Here is a 14497-nt window from a genome sequence, read left to right as displayed (position 1 = left end):
TACTTGAAGTATTTAGGGTAAATCTGGGAAAGCTAAGCTTAGCGCGGAATGAATATGTTCAGAAGGAGAAACAGCACTTTGCCTGAAAGTAAAAGCACGCGACAATGTGCGACAGCACACCAGTGGGGAGAAGTTATGACAATATGGGTGGATGCCGATGCGTGTCCGAATGTGATTAAAGACATTTTGTACCGCGCTTCTGAGCGCATGCAAATGCCGCTTGTTTTGGTGGCCAACCAAAGCCTGCGCGTCCCGCCTTCGCGTTTCATCAGCACATTACGTGTGCCTGCGGGCTTTGACGTCGCTGATAACGAGATTGTGCGTCAGTGCAGCGCCGGTGATTTAGTGATAACGGCAGATATTCCGCTGGCGGCTGAAGTGATTGAAAAAGGTGCGGCGGCGCTTAACCCGCGCGGCGAACGTTATACCGAAGCCACGATCCGCGAGCGTCTGATGATGCGTGATTTTATGGATACGCTACGCGCCAGCGGTATTCAGACCGGGGGGCCGGACAGCCTTTCGCCCCGCGACAGACAGCATTTTGCGGCTGAACTGGATAAGTGGTGGCTGGAAGTTCAGCGTAGAAAATAGAATGTGTAATTTATTATTTACACTTTATTCGTTGTGAATTCTTGTTATAGTAGGGATTAACTCATCTCGCCATTCTTTCTGTAATTTTTTCTTTACAATTTTGGCGATGTACTAGTTTGATGATATGATTATATTTTTAACCGCATCAGATCCCGCTTGTTGGCGGCTCTCTGGGGAAATTCTGTGATGACGCAACCTCTTTTTCTTGTTGGCCCCCGGGGGTGTGGTAAGACGACAACCGGTATGGCGCTGGCAAAGGCTATTGATTTCCAGTTCGTTGATACCGATCGCTGGTTGCAATCGCACGTGCAAATGACCGTGGCGGAAATCGTCGAAAGAGAAGGATGGGAAGGGTTTCGTGCCCAGGAAACGACCGCTCTGCAGGCTGTCACAGCACCAGCAACGGTTGTTGCGACCGGCGGCGGTATCATTCTTACTGAATTCAATCGCCACTACATGCGTAGCCACGGCGTGGTTATCTATTTAAGCGCACCGGTATCGGTACTGGTTGATCGTCTGGAGGCCACGCCTGAAGAGGGGTTGCGCCCAACATTAACCGGTAAGCCGTTGACTGAAGAGGTGCAGGAAGTGCTCGCCCAGCGCGATGTTCTGTATCGTGAATCCGCGCACTATATCGTTGATGCCACCAATCCGCCTGCGCAGGTGGTGGAAGACATTCTTGGGATACTGGCGCAGGCAGCGCCACGGTTGCAGGGTGGTGTCTATACTTAATGTTCATCCAGTGAAAAGGAAGAACTATGCCGACACAACCACCTTACCCACGTCAAGCGACCATTGTTACGGTTGAAAAAGGGACGCCAGGCCAGACGGTAACCTGGTATCAACTTCGTGCCGATCACCCTAAACCGAATTCGTTGATCAGTGAGCATCCTTCGGCTCAGGAAGCGATGGATGCGAAAAAACGCTACGAAGACCCCGATAAAACCTGATATGAAGACCGCCCGGGCACGAGTCTTAAAAGTGCCAGTCCGGGCGTGCATCACATTTTTTTAAATTTCGCCGTATACAGTAAAAATTGAAAATTAAACAATAACAATCCAGTACTGGAATGATCTGGAATCTTTACACAATACACCGCCGATCTACTGCTACGCTTTTGAGCATTTGTAGCACAGGTCAGCGCCCGGCACTTATCCGGGATTTCACAGCAAAGTAAGAAGACGGTGGAGCAACAAATGAGTACGTCGTTGGCTATCCTCACGATCGGCGTTGTGCCGATGTGTGAGATGTTACCGCTCCTGACGGAATATATTGATGAACAGCACATTACTCACCACAGTCTGCTGGGGCAGATGCAGCGAGAAGATGTGATGGCCGAGTACGGGGCTTCACCCGGTGATGAGCTGTTATTAACGCTGCTTAGCGACCATCAACTAGCTCATGTCTCACGCCAGAAAGTGGAACGCTCGCTGCAAAGCATCGTGGAGGTTCTTGATAATCAGGGATTTGATGTGATCCTGCTGATGAGTACCGCTTCAATCACCCGTCTGACCGCCCGCAATAGCATCTTGTTGGAACCCATACGCATTATCCCCCCGTTAGTGGCTTCGATTGTCGAAGGGCATCAGGTTGGGGTCATTGTGCCCGTCGCTGAATTGCTCAACGCTCAGGCACAAAAATGGCAGGTGTTACAAACTCCGCCAGTGTACGCCGTAGCGAACCCAGTAGAAGGTTCTGAACAACAGCTGATTGATGCCGGGAAGTATCTCCTTGAGCAAGGCGCTGATGTTCTCATGCTGGACTGCCTGGGTTTTCATCAACGTCATCGTGATTTACTGCAAAAGTCGCTGGATGTCCCGGTTCTACTGTCCAATGTGTTGATTGCCCGACTGGCTTCGGAATTGCTGGCGTAATTTTGCGTGACAGGTGGAACATCAGCCCCCTATATTGGTTCCTAACTTAATCACGAGATAGGGCCAGTTGTATGCTTCAAAGTAATGAATACTTTTCCGGCAAAGTAAAATCGATCGGTTTTACCAGCAGCAGTACTGGCCGCGCCAGTGTAGGCGTGATGGCTGAAGGTGAATATACCTTTGGTACTGCGGCGCCTGAAGAGATGACGGTGGTTAGTGGCGCACTGAACGTGCTGCTGCCGGGGGAAACCGAGTGGAAAGTGTATGCCGCAGGAGACGTGTTTAACGTACCGGGCAACAGCGAGTTTCATCTGCAGGTGGCAGAGCCAACATCCTATCTTTGCCGCTATCTGTAAGCGTAAAAATGACGAATGGCGACATTGAGCCGCCATTCGCTAAACACGGCTAACGTTGCGCTTCGCCGCCTAATCCTTCCACCAGACTTTTAATCAGCGCCGCCAGTTCACCCGTCATCAGGATGAAATCGGCATCAAAACGCTGAGCATAATCTTCGCGGTCGATATCTTCGTTCTGATCGCGCAGCTCGTCGCTGAACTTCAGGCGCTTAATAGAGCCGTCGTCACACATAACAAACTGAATGCGCTGCTGCCAGTCGAGGGCCAGCTTGGTGACCAGTTTGCCTGCTTCGATATGCACGGCGATTTCGTCGCAGACCAGATCCTGTTTTTTCGCGCGGATCACACCGCCGTCTTCAAGGATCGCTTTCAGTTCAGCTTCATCCAGCAACTGGAATCCTTGTGCCGTTGTGCCGGAGCGAACCCATTCGGTCAGCGTCAGCTCAATAGGGTTTTCCATCGTCAGCGGAACGACCGGCAGCGAACCGAGACTCTTACGCAGCAGCGCCAGCGTATCTTCGGCTTTCTTCGCGCTCGCGCAGTCAACCATGATCAGATCGTTGACGGTGTCGATCCACATCATTGTCTGGCTGAAGCGGCTAAAGGCGCGCGGCAGCAATGAGTGCAGAACTTCATCTTTCAGCGAGTCTTTTTCGGTCTTCTTAAGTTTGCGACCTTGCTCAGCTTCCAGTTTGAATATTTTGGCTTCCAGCGCCTGTTTGATAACCGGCGACGGCAGAATTTTTTCTTCTTTGCGGGCGCAGATAATAATTTGGCCATTGGCGGTATGCGTTAATGCATCGCTGTGCGATCCCATCGGCGGAACCCAGCCCATTTTTGCCATATCCTGGCTACCGCAAGGGGTGAACGTCATTGATGCCAGCTGTTTTTCCATCTCTTCGGCACGCAAAGAAACATCGCGGCTAAGACGGTAAACCATTAAATTTTTGAACCACAGCATGATAATTTCCACGGCCTTGTCGTTAAATCCAGCGGGCATGATAGCGAATTGTCGCTATGCTTGCATTGTTAATCGGGAAGAGGAGCAAACAGTGCGTATAGGTATCGATTTAGGCGGTACGAAAACGGAAGTTATTGCGCTTGGCGATGCGGGCGAACAGCTTTTTCGCCACCGCCTGCCCACGCCGCGTGATGATTATCGGCAAACGATAGAAACCATCGCCACGCTGGTGGAGATGGCGGAAAACGCCACCGGGCAGACGGGAACCGTAGGAATGGGCATTCCAGGTTCAATCTCGCCCTACACTGGGGTGGTGAAGAATGCCAACTCGACCTGGCTTAACGGGCAACCTTTTGACAAAGACCTGAGTTCGCGTCTGAATCGTGAAGTGCGGTTGGCAAATGATGCCAACTGTCTGGCGGTTTCCGAAGCAGTGGATGGTGCGGCGGCGGGGGCGCAAACCGTGTTTGCGGTGATTATCGGCACCGGATGTGGCGCAGGCGTGGCACTGAATGGTCGGGCGCACACGGGCGGTAACGGTACCGCGGGCGAGTGGGGGCATAATCCGCTGCCATGGATGGACGAAGATGAGCTGCGTTTTCGACAGGAAGTCCCCTGTTATTGTGGCAAACAAGGCTGCATTGAAACTTTCATTTCCGGGACCGGCTTTGCCACCGACTATCAGCGTCTGAGCGGTAAGCAGCTCAAAGGCAGTGAAATTATCAGCCTTGTTAATGCGCAGGATGCTCTTGCGGAGCAGGCGTTGAGCCGCTATGAGCGTCGTCTGGCGAAATCACTGGCACATGTGGTGAATATTCTCGATCCGGACGTCATTGTGCTGGGCGGTGGAATGAGCAATGTCGACCGACTGTATCAAAACGTTCCGACGTTGATTAAACAGTTTGTCTTTGGCGGCGAATGCGAAACGCCTTTACGCAGAGCGCTACACGGTGACTCCAGCGGCGTACGTGGCGCGGCCTGGCTGTGGCCGCAGGAGTAATGTTCGCGTAGCCGGGTAGCGCAGATGCTATCCGGCAGCGTGTGTCATCTGGGGTGCAGCACGCTTCAGGCGACCGTACAGCAACAGTGACGACATCGCAGAAAACGACAGCAGTGCCGCCGGTAGCGTCACGTAATTGTAGGCAAAGCCCAGCGTCAGCATCATGCCACCGCAGTAAGCGCCAATCGCGCTACCGAGATTAAAGGCAATTTGCCCGCCAGCCGCACCCAGCAGCTCCCCTCCTTTAGCATTTTGCAGCAGCAAAATTTGCAGCGGTGCCGACAGGGCAAACAGGCCCGCGCAGCAAATAAAGGCGAAGGTCAGAGACGCGGCTTTGATCCCGCCAAAGGCAAAGAGCAACAGCAGAGCCAGCACAATCACGAAGTCGGTTATCACCGCAATGCGCAGCGGCGTATAGCGACCAGACAGCCGACCGCTCAGCAGATTTCCCAACACCATTCCTAATCCTACCAGCATCATGATGAAGGTCATCAGCGCTTCGGAGAAGCCGGAGATATACATCATGTACGGTTTGACGTAGCTGAACCAGGCGAAAACCCCGGCGTTACCGAACATGGTGGCGGAAAAGATGAGCCATGGGGCGGGGCTTTTCAAAAAGTGAAATTGTTCGCGCAGTTTCCCTTTTGCCTCATCGCTGATGTTGGGTATCCAAAAAGCGACCGAGACCATTACGGCGATATTAAAGACGGCAATCAGCAGAAACGTGTAGCGCCAGCTAAATTCCTGGCTCAGCCAGGTGCCGAAAGGAATGCCAACCAGATTAGCAACGGTCATCCCCGAAATCATACCCGCGACGGCGGCAGTGACTTTTCCCGGACGGGCGAGCTTCGACAGGATAATTGCGCCAACGCCAAAAAATGCGCCGTGTGGGAAACCGGAAACCAGCCTGCCTACCGCCAGCATAAAATAGGAGGAGGAGAGGGTGAAGATGGCGTTGCCAATCACGCACAGTGTGACCAGAAACAGCAGAATATGCTTGAGTGAAAAGCGGCTGGAAAAGAGCGCAATAATGGGGGCGCCCAGCACCACGCCAAAAGCGTAAAACGAAATCATATGGCCAGCGGCAGGAATAGAAATTCCCACGTCCCGCGCCAGCTCGGTGAGAACGCCCATAATGCCAAACTCGGCCATGCCCAGCCCAAATGTTCCCAGCGCTAAAGAGAAAATGACTTTTTTCATACCACCTGCCAACAAGAAAGACGCAGGATGTGCGTCATAGCGGCGAACGTTCGCCGCCAATAGCGATAGCTTGCGGATAAGCGAAGTGGAATGCCATTTCATATCCGTCCCTGAGTATGCATTATTGTGCTACATACCGTGACGGATAGCGATGGCGCTTATCCGGCTTGTGACACCACATCCGCTGGCCGATTACTCCACTGCAAACATTTTGTCGAGTTTGCTGTAGCCCAGACCGTTGATTTTTTTCACTTTGATCTGCACCGGAATGCGTTCTTTCATTGCTTCGACGTGGCTGATCACGCCAATGGTTTTTCCGGTAGCGTTGAGCGCATCCAGCGCGTCCAGAGCGGTATCCAGCGTTTCGCTGTCCAGCGTGCCGAAGCCTTCGTCGAGGAACAGGGAGTCAATTCGTGTTTTGTGGCTGACCAGATCGGATAACGCCAGCGCCAGCGCCAGACTCACCAGGAAGCTCTCGCCGCCGGAAAGCGTACGTGTGTCACGTACGGCATCGGCCTGCCAGGTATCAACCACTTCCAGCTCCAGCGCTTCGCTGGCCTTGCGCTGCAACAAATAGCGACCATGCAGACGAGTCAACTGGTTGTTGGCAAGCCAGACCAGGTTATCCAGCGTCAGCCCCTGGGCAAATTTGCGGAACTTATCTCCCTCTTTCGAGCCGATCAGCGTATTTAAATACCCCCAGTCTTCAACCTGCTGCGCGACTTTTTCAATCTCCTGCATCAGCGCCTGCTGCTGCTGGCGGTTTTCAGCATCTTGCTTAAGCTGCTGGCGAATTTCGCCCTGACGAGTCGTGTTATCGCGTAGCTGCTGGGTGAGCTGCGCCAGCGTGTCGCGAAGATGTTGTGCCGTGAGCGTGAGATCCACTCCGGTTAGTTGCTGTTGTTGATGAGTCGCCAGCGCCTGCTGAGCCTGATTAAGCAGCGTTTGTGCCTGTTGTTGCTGGTTTTCCAGCGATTGTTTCAACTGCTCAAGGCGGTTAAATGTCTCTTCATCCAGCAGGGCGGCAATAAATGCATCACGATTATCAAAAATGCTGGCCTGCAACGCGGCATCAAACTGCGCCTGAATTTCTGCGGCGCGCTGAGCGTCCTGCGCCTCCTGCTGCTGCAAGGTTTGCCACTGTCCCTGTAAGGAGAGGCAATCGTCGTGCACCTGCCGCCAGTTTTCCAGCGACAAATCCTGAATGTTCTCAGAATGCGCCTCAGTTTCTGGCAGCGTTTCCAGTAGCGGCGCAAGCTGGGCAATCCGGACCTGTAACTCGGCCAGTTCATTCTGGCGCTGTTGCCACATTTGCGCTTCGTTCGCCCGTTCGCTTAGCCATGAGGTGACTTCATCCTCGGGCGGAAGGGCCAGACCATGGCGGGCCAGCTCGGCGGTTAGCGTCGCCTGGCGCTGGTCAATATGCTGCTGGAGTTGAGTAATCTGCTCGGTATGGGCTGCGATTTGCGCCTGCAGGGTATGACGCAGGCTCAACTGGTGAAGCTGTTGTTCGTGCTCTTCCTGAGCGGCCAGCCACGGGGCGATGTCATCCTGCGGTTGCAGGGGGACGTTGAGGCTGGTGGTGACGGTTTGCCACTCTTGAGTAAGTGCTTGCTCCTCCTGAGAAAGCGTCTGTACTTCGCGTTCATCGCGCTGAAGTTGCTGGGTTATGGCTTCAAGCTGGCCACGTAACGTTGAACCCTCATCGGCCAGTGTTTTGACCTCTTTTTCCAGTGCTTCACGCCGCGTCTGATTCACGCTCAACTCGAGCGTCTGGTAACGCTCAATAGCCGGATGTGTGGTAGAGCCACAAAGCGGACAAGGTTTGCCGGATTCCAGCAATGTCCGCTGGCTTTCCAGATCTTTGATGCGGGCTTCCTGCTCGCAAATGACTCTTACATCGGCAAGCTGCTGGTTTTTATCTTTATAGCGCTGGCGTTTCTCGGCAAGTACCGCGTTGCGCTGGGTCAACTCTTGCTGACGCTGTACAAGCGTGGCGTGTAACTGTGCCAGCTGCTTTTGCTTCGGGGCGATTTGTCCGTGCAGATTACTGAGGCGCTGGCGTAGCGGACGAAGCTGCACATGTTGCGCCAGCGCTTCTGTCACTTCCTGTGGCGAAAGGGTCAGCGCAGGAAGCGCCAGTGCATCGAGCTTACGTGTGTCGTTCTCCCGCAGCTGCTGCCACTGGCGTAGCTGGGCGCTGGCGTCGGACTGTTGCGCCAGCAGCGCTTTCCATCCCGCTAGTTCGCTACTCCATAAGCGGAAGCGGTCATGTTCGTTCAGCCAGTCGGTTAACGTCTGTTGTTCGGCGAGCATCGAGGTTGACTGCATTTGCGCCTGCTGACGAATACGTCCGCGCAGCGCTAAGCTGCTTTGTAAGCGAGCATTCACTTCCTGAATCTTCTGGCGCGTACGCTCGATAGTAGCCGTTTGTTCCTGGATTCGCTCCCAGTGCGGGCGTAACGCTCTGGCCGGTTGCGCCAGGCTCAGCGCTGCCAGCTGTGGCTGCGCGTCCTCTTGCGCCTGAAGTGCTGCCTGTAATGCCTGCTGGTGGCGGTTAATGTCCGTCTGAAGCTCATTTTGCCGAATAAGCCAGTTGAGGTGCTGCTGCTGGGTTTGTTGGCTGGTAAGGTATTGTTTTTCTTCGTCAGTAAGTACCTGCAAACTTTCTGTCAGGGATTGCACCTGCTCTGGTGCTAACAGCGCCACGCCGCTGGCCTGGGCCTGCAATTTTTCCAGCTCTGTACGCGCTGATTTGTGCTTTTCAAACACCATAGCGGAGATTTGGCCGTAGATCTCAGTACCGGTTAACTCTTCCAGCAGCTCGGCGCGCTCTTTCGGTTTGGCATTAAGAAAGGCGGCAAACTGCCCCTGAGACAGCAGCATTGAACGGGTAAAACGTCCGTAATCCAGCCCGGTAAGCTCGGCGGTCATCTCCAGCTTGTCTTTGACTTTATCAGCGAGGATTTTACCGTCGGCGCAGCGGGCCAGCTCTACGCGTGGGACCTGCAGATTGCCCTCAGGCTGGTTGCGTGCCCGGTTCTGGCTCCAGAATGCGCGGTAGGCTTCGCCCCGTACCTCAAACTCGACCTCGGCCAGACACTCTGCGGTGTCACGGGTCATCAGGTCGTTTTGCGACTGTGACACGGTATTCAGGCGCGGCGTTTCGTGGTACAGCGCAAGGCAAATCGCGTCCAGCAGGGTGGTTTTCCCCGCCCCCGTTGGCCCGGTGATGGCGAACAGTCCATTGCTGGCAAAAGGTTCTGCGGTAAAATCGACTTTCCATTCTCCCTTCAGGGAGTTGAGGTTCTTCAGACGCAGGCTGAGAATTTTCATGCTTCACTCTCCCCGGCAAGCGTGTGTAAGGTTGCGCTAAACAGCTGATTCAGCCGGTCGCGCTGAGGCTCCTCGAGCTCTTCCAGCGCCAGGCGGCGGTCAAAAACCTCTGTTACGCTCAGCTCGCTTAACGTTTCGCGTCGTTCATTGGCCATAATTCGTTCGCGCTGTTCCCGACTGCGGCGCACCAGTAACACCTCTACCGGTAAATCTTCGGTTAAGGCCTGAATCTTACGTTGCATGTCATGCAGATAGTCGTCGGTGGTGATTTCAATATCCAGCCATACCGGCGGCTCTTGCTGTACGTCGCGCCACTGCTCAAGCTGGGCGGTAATGGCGGCTAAATCGCCTTTCAGTACTGCAAGCGGCTGGGTGACCGGTACGGTGAGGTTTTCAACGGCGCTGAGTTTCCCCGCTTCAAAGCTCACCAGATGTACACATTTGCTTTTGCCGCATTCGTCAAAACTGAGTGCGATCGGCGAACCGCAGTAGCGAATATGTTCCGTGCCGCCGATAATCTGCGCCCGGTGAATATGCCCCAGCGCGATGTAATCCGCTGGTGGGAAATTTTGCGCCGGAAAGGCGTCCAGCGTACCGATATAAATGTCACGTACGGCGTCACTTTTACTGGCGCCGACGGTGGTCAAATGCCCGGTCGCAATGATGGGCAGGTTCCGATCGCCACGCAGCGTGCAGGCGTCCTGATACTGCTGCTGGTAATAGTCGGTGATGGCGCCCAGCAGATGCTGCTGTTTTTCTTGTCCGGTCAGCCCGGCCTGGCTGGTAATGATGTCACGCGGACGTAAGAAAGGAACCGGGCACAGGATCGCCCCCGGCGTGCCATCACGTTGCGGCAGTACCTGCGGCGCATGGCCGGCGCTGGCAACGACCGTGGTGTTGAGAAACGCCAGAATATCGCGGGATTCATTGAGCGTGGCGACGGAGTCGTGGTTGCCTGCCAGCACCACCAGATGACAGCCGGTTTGCTGTAAATTAACGACAAAACGGTTATACAGCTCACGGGCGTAGCTTGGCGGAGAGCCGGTATCAAAAATATCACCTGCCACAATAATGGCATCCACCTGCTGGGATTGTGCCGTCTCCAGCAGCCAGTCGAGAAAGGCCTGATGTTCAGCGGCGCGGCTCTTGCTGTAGAAATTTTGGCCCAGATGCCAGTCAGACGTGTGAAGGATGCGCATAAGAGTTCCATGACGATAAAACAATGGCGGGGATTATAACCTTTCAAGGACGGTAATATCTTGTCTCCGGGCTGTCATAATTCGTCGGGCTGCGTTAAACCTGGGCTATCTTTTCATAAATCTGTCATAAAACTGACGCATAATGGCACCGTATTGATGGCAAACGATTTAATTATTAACAGGGCAAATCATGGCGAGACGTATTCTGGTCGTAGAAGATGAAGCTCCAATTCGTGAAATGGTCTGCTTCGTGCTCGAGCAAAACGGTTTTCAACCCGTAGAAGCCGAAGACTATGACAGTGCTGTGAACCAACTCAATGAACCCTGGCCGGATCTCGTCCTGCTTGACTGGATGCTTCCCGGCGGCTCGGGTCTGCAGTTTATTAAGCATCTCAAGCGCGAAGCCATGACCCGGGACATCCCCGTGATGATGCTGACGGCGAGGGGAGAAGAGGAAGATCGCGTCCGGGGTCTGGAAACCGGTGCGGATGATTATATTACCAAGCCGTTTTCTCCCAAGGAGCTGGTGGCGCGTATTAAAGCTGTGCTGCGTCGTATTTCCCCCATGGCGGTGGAAGAGGTTATTGAGATGCAGGGGCTGAGTCTTGATCCCACTTCGCATCGCGTGATGACCGGCGAAGAACCGCTGGATATGGGGCCGACCGAATTCAAACTGTTGCACTTCTTTATGACTCACCCCGAGCGCGTCTACAGCCGTGAACAACTCCTCAATCATGTCTGGGGAACCAATGTCTACGTGGAAGACCGGACAGTGGATGTGCATATCCGCCGCTTACGTAAAGCGCTGGAGCACAGCGGACACGATCGAATGGTGCAGACAGTTCGCGGGACGGGATATCGTTTTTCGACCCGCTTCTGACTGACAAGAATCAGGGCCTGATGGATTAGGCCGTTTATGGAGTAAGACGTTTGCTAGAACGATTGTCATGGAAAAGGTTGGTACTGGAGCTGATCCTGTGCTGCATACCGGCATTTATCCTTAGCGCTTTTTTTGGTTACCTGCCCTGGTTTTTACTGGCGTCGGTAACGGGCCTGCTTGTCTGGCATTTCTGGAATTTATTACGTTTGTCCTGGTGGTTATGGGTCGACAGAAGTATGACGCCGCCGCCGGGGCGAGGCAGTTGGGAGCCGTTGTTATACGGGCTGCACCAAATGCAGCTCCGCAACAAAAAACGCCGTCGTGAACTGGGTAATTTGATTAAGCGTTTTCGCAGCGGGGCGGAATCGCTGCCCGATGCGGTGGTGCTGACCACCGAAGAAGGCGGTATCTTCTGGTGTAACGGACTGGCTCAGCAGGTTCTGGGACTGCGCTGGCCGGACGATAGCGGGCAAAATATTCTTAACCTGCTGCGTTATCCGGAATTCACACAATATCTGAAAACGCGCGATTTTAGCCGGCCAATCAATCTGGTGCTTAATACCGGACGGCATTTGGAAATTCGCGTGATGCCCTATACCGATAAGCAATTGCTGATGGTGGCGCGCGACGTTACCCAGATGCACCAACTGGAAGGTTCACGGCGTAACTTTTTCGCCAACGCCAGCCATGAGCTGCGCACACCGCTGACGGTGCTGCAAGGTTACCTGGAAATGATGCAGGAGCATCCGCTGGAAGGGTCAACGCGCGAAAAAGCGCTGCATACCATGCGCGAACAAACGTACCGTATGGAAGGCCTGGTGAAACAGCTGCTGACGCTGTCAAAAATTGAAGCTGCGCCGACGTTGCAACTGAATGAGAAAGTCGATGTGCCCATGATGCTGCGCGTGATCGAGCACGAAGCGCAAACCCTGAGCCAGCATAAGCATACGTTTACCTTTGATGTCGATAACAGCCTGAACGTGCGAGGCAACGAGGAGCAGTTGCGTAGCGCTATCTCGAATCTCGTGTACAACGCGGTGAACCACACACCAGCGGGAACGCACATTACCGTACGCTGGCAGCATGTGGCGTCGGGGGCGGAGTTTTGCGTGGAAGACAACGGTCCGGGCATTGCCCCCGAGCATATTCCACGTTTGACCGAACGTTTTTATCGTGTGGATAAGGCGCGATCGCGGCAAACGGGCGGTAGCGGGCTGGGCCTTGCCATCGTGAAACATGCGCTGCATCATCACGACAGCCGTTTGAATATCGAAAGCGAACCAGGCAAAGGGACGCGATTTAGTTTCATGATCCCGGAACGTTTCATTGCCAAAAGTAACGGCTAAGACGTATTCGTAAGATAATCTTTCCAAAAGCCAGCGCAAGCTGGTTTTTTTTATGTGGTCAATATATGCCTCCTGAATTTTACGACGTTTGATTGTTTTTTGTTCGAACTATTACCCATACCTTTTTCCATGAAATGGTGTTTTGTGCTAACCCTATTTTTCATATCGCTATATTGTTCTGGTTTTTGGATCCCACCTTGCTTTAAAACGTTATAAGCGTTTAAATTGCGCTCCAGGTGCTGTCATACCGACTGCATTTACGCGGTAAATCGAAAAACTATTCTTCGCCGCGTCAGGTCGGGAGTATTTCCCGCTGAAATTGAGCAAAAATGCCGCTGTATTGTCCCCCAGGGAAAGGCAAAAATTTACTATTTTCAACACCACATCCACAGGCAGTAAGACTTTATGACCCATCAGTTAAAATCGCGCGATATTATCGCTTTGGGATTTATGACATTTGCACTGTTCGTTGGTGCAGGTAACATCATCTTCCCCCCCATGGTTGGTTTGCAGGCAGGTGAACACGTCTGGACTGCGGCTTTTGGCTTTTTGATTACCGCCGTTGGCCTGCCGGTACTTACCGTTGTCGCGCTGGCGAAAGTCGGTGGTGGTGTGGACCGACTGAGCACACCTATCGGTAAAGTTGCTGGTCTGCTGCTGGCGACCGTTTGTTATCTGGCCGTTGGGCCGTTATTTGCTACTCCGCGTACCGCTACGGTCTCTTTCGAAGTCGGGATTGCACCGCTGACCGGTGATTCTGCGCTGCCGCTGTTTATCTATAGCGTTATCTATTTCGCGATTGTCATTCTGGTTTCGCTGTATCCGGGCAAACTGTTGGATACGGTGGGTAATTTCCTGGCACCGCTGAAAATCCTGGCGCTGGTGGTCCTGTCTGTCGCTGCAATCGTCTGGCCAGCAGGCCCGATCAGTAATGCGATGGAAGCCTATCAAACTGCGGCGTTTTCTAATGGCTTCGTGAACGGGTATCTGACCATGGATACGCTGGGCGCGATGGTGTTTGGTATTGTTATCGTTAACGCCGCTCGCTCGCGTGGTGTTACTGAAGCGCGTCTGCTGACCCGTTACACCGTTTGGGCGGGTTTAATGGCGGGTGTGGGCTTAACGCTGCTGTATCTCGCGCTGTTCCGTCTGGGTTCAGATAGCGCGATTCTGGTCGATCAGTCTGCTAACGGCGCGGCAATTCTGCATGCGTATGTTCAGCACACCTTTGGCGGTGCAGGAAGCTTCCTGCTGGCGGCGCTGATTTTCATCGCTTGTCTGGTCACCGCGGTTGGCCTGACCTGTGCGTGCGCAGAGTTCTTTGCCCAGTACGTTCCACTGTCTTATCGTACGCTGGTATTTATCCTCGGCGGTTTCTCGATGGTGGTTTCTAACCTGGGTCTGAGCCATCTGATTCAGATCTCTATTCCGGTACTGACGGCTATCTATCCGCCATGTATCGCACTGGTTGTATTAAGCTTTACCCGCTCATGGTGGCATAATTCTTCCCGCGTCATTGCACCTGCGATGTTTATCAGCCTGATTTTTGGTATCCTTGATGGCATTAAAGCTTCTGCAATTGGCGACGTGTTACCGGCCTGGACCCAGCGTTTACCGCTGGCGGAGCAAGGGCTGGCGTGGTTGATGCCAACAGTCGTGATGGTGGTCCTGGCAGTTATCTGGGATCGCGCCGCGGGTCGACAAGTGACCTCCAGCGCACACTAATATCACTGACAATAAGTTTTAACCACGGG

13 protein-coding genes are annotated in these 14497 nt (G+C 53.6%); 9 read left to right on the top strand and 4 right to left on the bottom strand.

The window, feature by feature from the left end; translation table 11 throughout:
• Positions 1-135 precede the first annotated feature (135 nt).
• From OGY83_RS11065 to ppnP, 5 genes are all read left to right on the top strand, one after another.
• Positions 136-591: a YaiI/YqxD family protein gene (locus tag OGY83_RS11065; RefSeq protein WP_008783909.1), complete on the top strand. Its 456-nt coding sequence runs from the start codon at positions 136-138 to the stop codon at positions 589-591.
• Positions 592-777: 186 nt separating this feature from the next.
• Positions 778-1323 (top strand): shikimate kinase AroL, encoded by a 546-nt coding sequence (gene aroL, locus OGY83_RS11060; RefSeq protein WP_079938401.1) that lies wholly within the window; start codon positions 778-780, stop codon positions 1321-1323.
• A gap of 26 nt (positions 1324-1349) precedes the next feature.
• Positions 1350-1541, top strand: coding sequence for a protein YaiA (gene yaiA / locus OGY83_RS11055; RefSeq protein WP_003021472.1), 192 nt, complete (start codon positions 1350-1352; stop codon positions 1539-1541).
• A gap of 246 nt (positions 1542-1787) precedes the next feature.
• Positions 1788-2465, top strand: coding sequence for an AroM family protein (locus OGY83_RS11050; RefSeq protein ID WP_191227662.1), 678 nt, complete (start codon positions 1788-1790; stop codon positions 2463-2465).
• Positions 2466-2536: 71 nt separating this feature from the next.
• The gene (ppnP, locus tag OGY83_RS11045; RefSeq protein ID WP_003021477.1) at positions 2537-2821 is read left to right on the top strand and encodes a pyrimidine/purine nucleoside phosphorylase; all 285 of its coding nucleotides are present in this window, start codon (positions 2537-2539) and stop codon (positions 2819-2821) included.
• A 49-nt stretch (positions 2822-2870) separates the two neighbouring features.
• Here the strand turns inward: ppnP and rdgC are convergent, their stop codons facing one another.
• The gene (rdgC, locus tag OGY83_RS11040) at positions 2871-3782 is read right to left on the bottom strand and encodes a recombination-associated protein RdgC (RefSeq protein ID WP_003021479.1); all 912 of its coding nucleotides are present in this window, start codon (positions 3780-3782) and stop codon (positions 2871-2873) included.
• 91 nt (positions 3783-3873) lie between these two features.
• Here rdgC and mak point away from each other — a divergent pair, with 91 nt between their 5' ends.
• A complete protein-coding gene (gene mak, locus OGY83_RS11035; protein WP_191227661.1) occupies positions 3874-4782 on the top strand; it encodes a fructokinase in 909 nt (302 codons plus the stop codon).
• Between the two features lie 27 nt (positions 4783-4809).
• Here the strand turns inward: mak and araJ are convergent, their stop codons facing one another.
• The 3 genes from araJ to sbcD all read right to left on the bottom strand — a co-directional run bounded on the left by araJ (position 4810) and on the right by sbcD (position 10517).
• Positions 4810-5982, bottom strand: a complete 1173-nt coding sequence (gene araJ / locus OGY83_RS11030) for an MFS transporter AraJ (protein WP_079938427.1) — start codon at positions 5980-5982, stop codon at positions 4810-4812.
• 192 nt (positions 5983-6174) lie between these two features.
• Positions 6175-9318: an exonuclease subunit SbcC gene (sbcC, locus tag OGY83_RS11025; RefSeq protein ID WP_286635865.1), complete on the bottom strand. Its 3144-nt coding sequence runs from the start codon at positions 9316-9318 to the stop codon at positions 6175-6177.
• Positions 9315-10517, bottom strand: coding sequence for an exonuclease subunit SbcD (sbcD, locus tag OGY83_RS11020; RefSeq protein WP_286635864.1), 1203 nt, complete (start codon positions 10515-10517; stop codon positions 9315-9317). The genes sbcC and sbcD overlap by 4 nt, the downstream gene beginning before the upstream one ends.
• Before the next feature lie 190 nt (positions 10518-10707).
• Here sbcD and phoB point away from each other — a divergent pair, with 190 nt between their 5' ends.
• The 3 genes from phoB to brnQ all read left to right on the top strand — a co-directional run bounded on the left by phoB (position 10708) and on the right by brnQ (position 14468).
• On the top strand, positions 10708-11397 hold the full coding sequence (gene phoB / locus OGY83_RS11015) for a phosphate response regulator transcription factor PhoB (RefSeq protein WP_003830970.1): 690 nt from the start codon (positions 10708-10710) through the stop codon (positions 11395-11397).
• Between the two features lie 50 nt (positions 11398-11447).
• On the top strand, positions 11448-12743 hold the full coding sequence (phoR, locus tag OGY83_RS11010) for a phosphate regulon sensor histidine kinase PhoR (protein ID WP_194211153.1): 1296 nt from the start codon (positions 11448-11450) through the stop codon (positions 12741-12743).
• Between the two features lie 405 nt (positions 12744-13148).
• Positions 13149-14468: a branched-chain amino acid transporter carrier protein BrnQ gene (brnQ, locus tag OGY83_RS11005; RefSeq protein WP_003021501.1), complete on the top strand. Its 1320-nt coding sequence runs from the start codon at positions 13149-13151 to the stop codon at positions 14466-14468.
• Positions 14469-14497 lie beyond the last annotated feature (29 nt).

Source organism: Citrobacter sp. Cpo090, from assembly GCF_030332665.1.
In the GTDB taxonomy this organism is placed as follows: domain Bacteria; phylum Pseudomonadota; class Gammaproteobacteria; order Enterobacterales; family Enterobacteriaceae; genus Citrobacter; species Citrobacter portucalensis.
This window is presented reverse-complemented; position numbering and strand designations above follow the sequence as displayed.

Coding starts and splice junctions, on each gene's coding strand:
- OGY83_RS11065 (WP_008783909.1), top strand. CDS start 136: ATGACAATATGGGTGGATGCCGATGCGTGTCCGAATGTGATTAAAGAC.
- aroL (WP_079938401.1), top strand. CDS start 778: ATGACGCAACCTCTTTTTCTTGTTGGCCCCCGGGGGTGTGGTAAGACG.
- yaiA (WP_003021472.1), top strand. CDS start 1,350: ATGCCGACACAACCACCTTACCCACGTCAAGCGACCATTGTTACGGTT.
- OGY83_RS11050 (WP_191227662.1), top strand. CDS start 1,788: ATGAGTACGTCGTTGGCTATCCTCACGATCGGCGTTGTGCCGATGTGT.
- ppnP (WP_003021477.1), top strand. CDS start 2,537: ATGCTTCAAAGTAATGAATACTTTTCCGGCAAAGTAAAATCGATCGGT.
- rdgC (WP_003021479.1), bottom strand. CDS start 3,782: ATGCTGTGGTTCAAAAATTTAATGGTTTACCGTCTTAGCCGCGATGTT.
- araJ (WP_079938427.1), bottom strand. CDS start 5,982: ATGAAAAAAGTCATTTTCTCTTTAGCGCTGGGAACATTTGGGCTGGGC.
- sbcC (WP_286635865.1), bottom strand. CDS start 9,318: ATGAAAATTCTCAGCCTGCGTCTGAAGAACCTCAACTCCCTGAAGGGA.
- sbcD (WP_286635864.1), bottom strand. CDS start 10,517: ATGCGCATCCTTCACACGTCTGACTGGCATCTGGGCCAAAATTTCTAC.
- phoB (WP_003830970.1), top strand. CDS start 10,708: ATGGCGAGACGTATTCTGGTCGTAGAAGATGAAGCTCCAATTCGTGAA.
- brnQ (WP_003021501.1), top strand. CDS start 13,149: ATGACCCATCAGTTAAAATCGCGCGATATTATCGCTTTGGGATTTATG.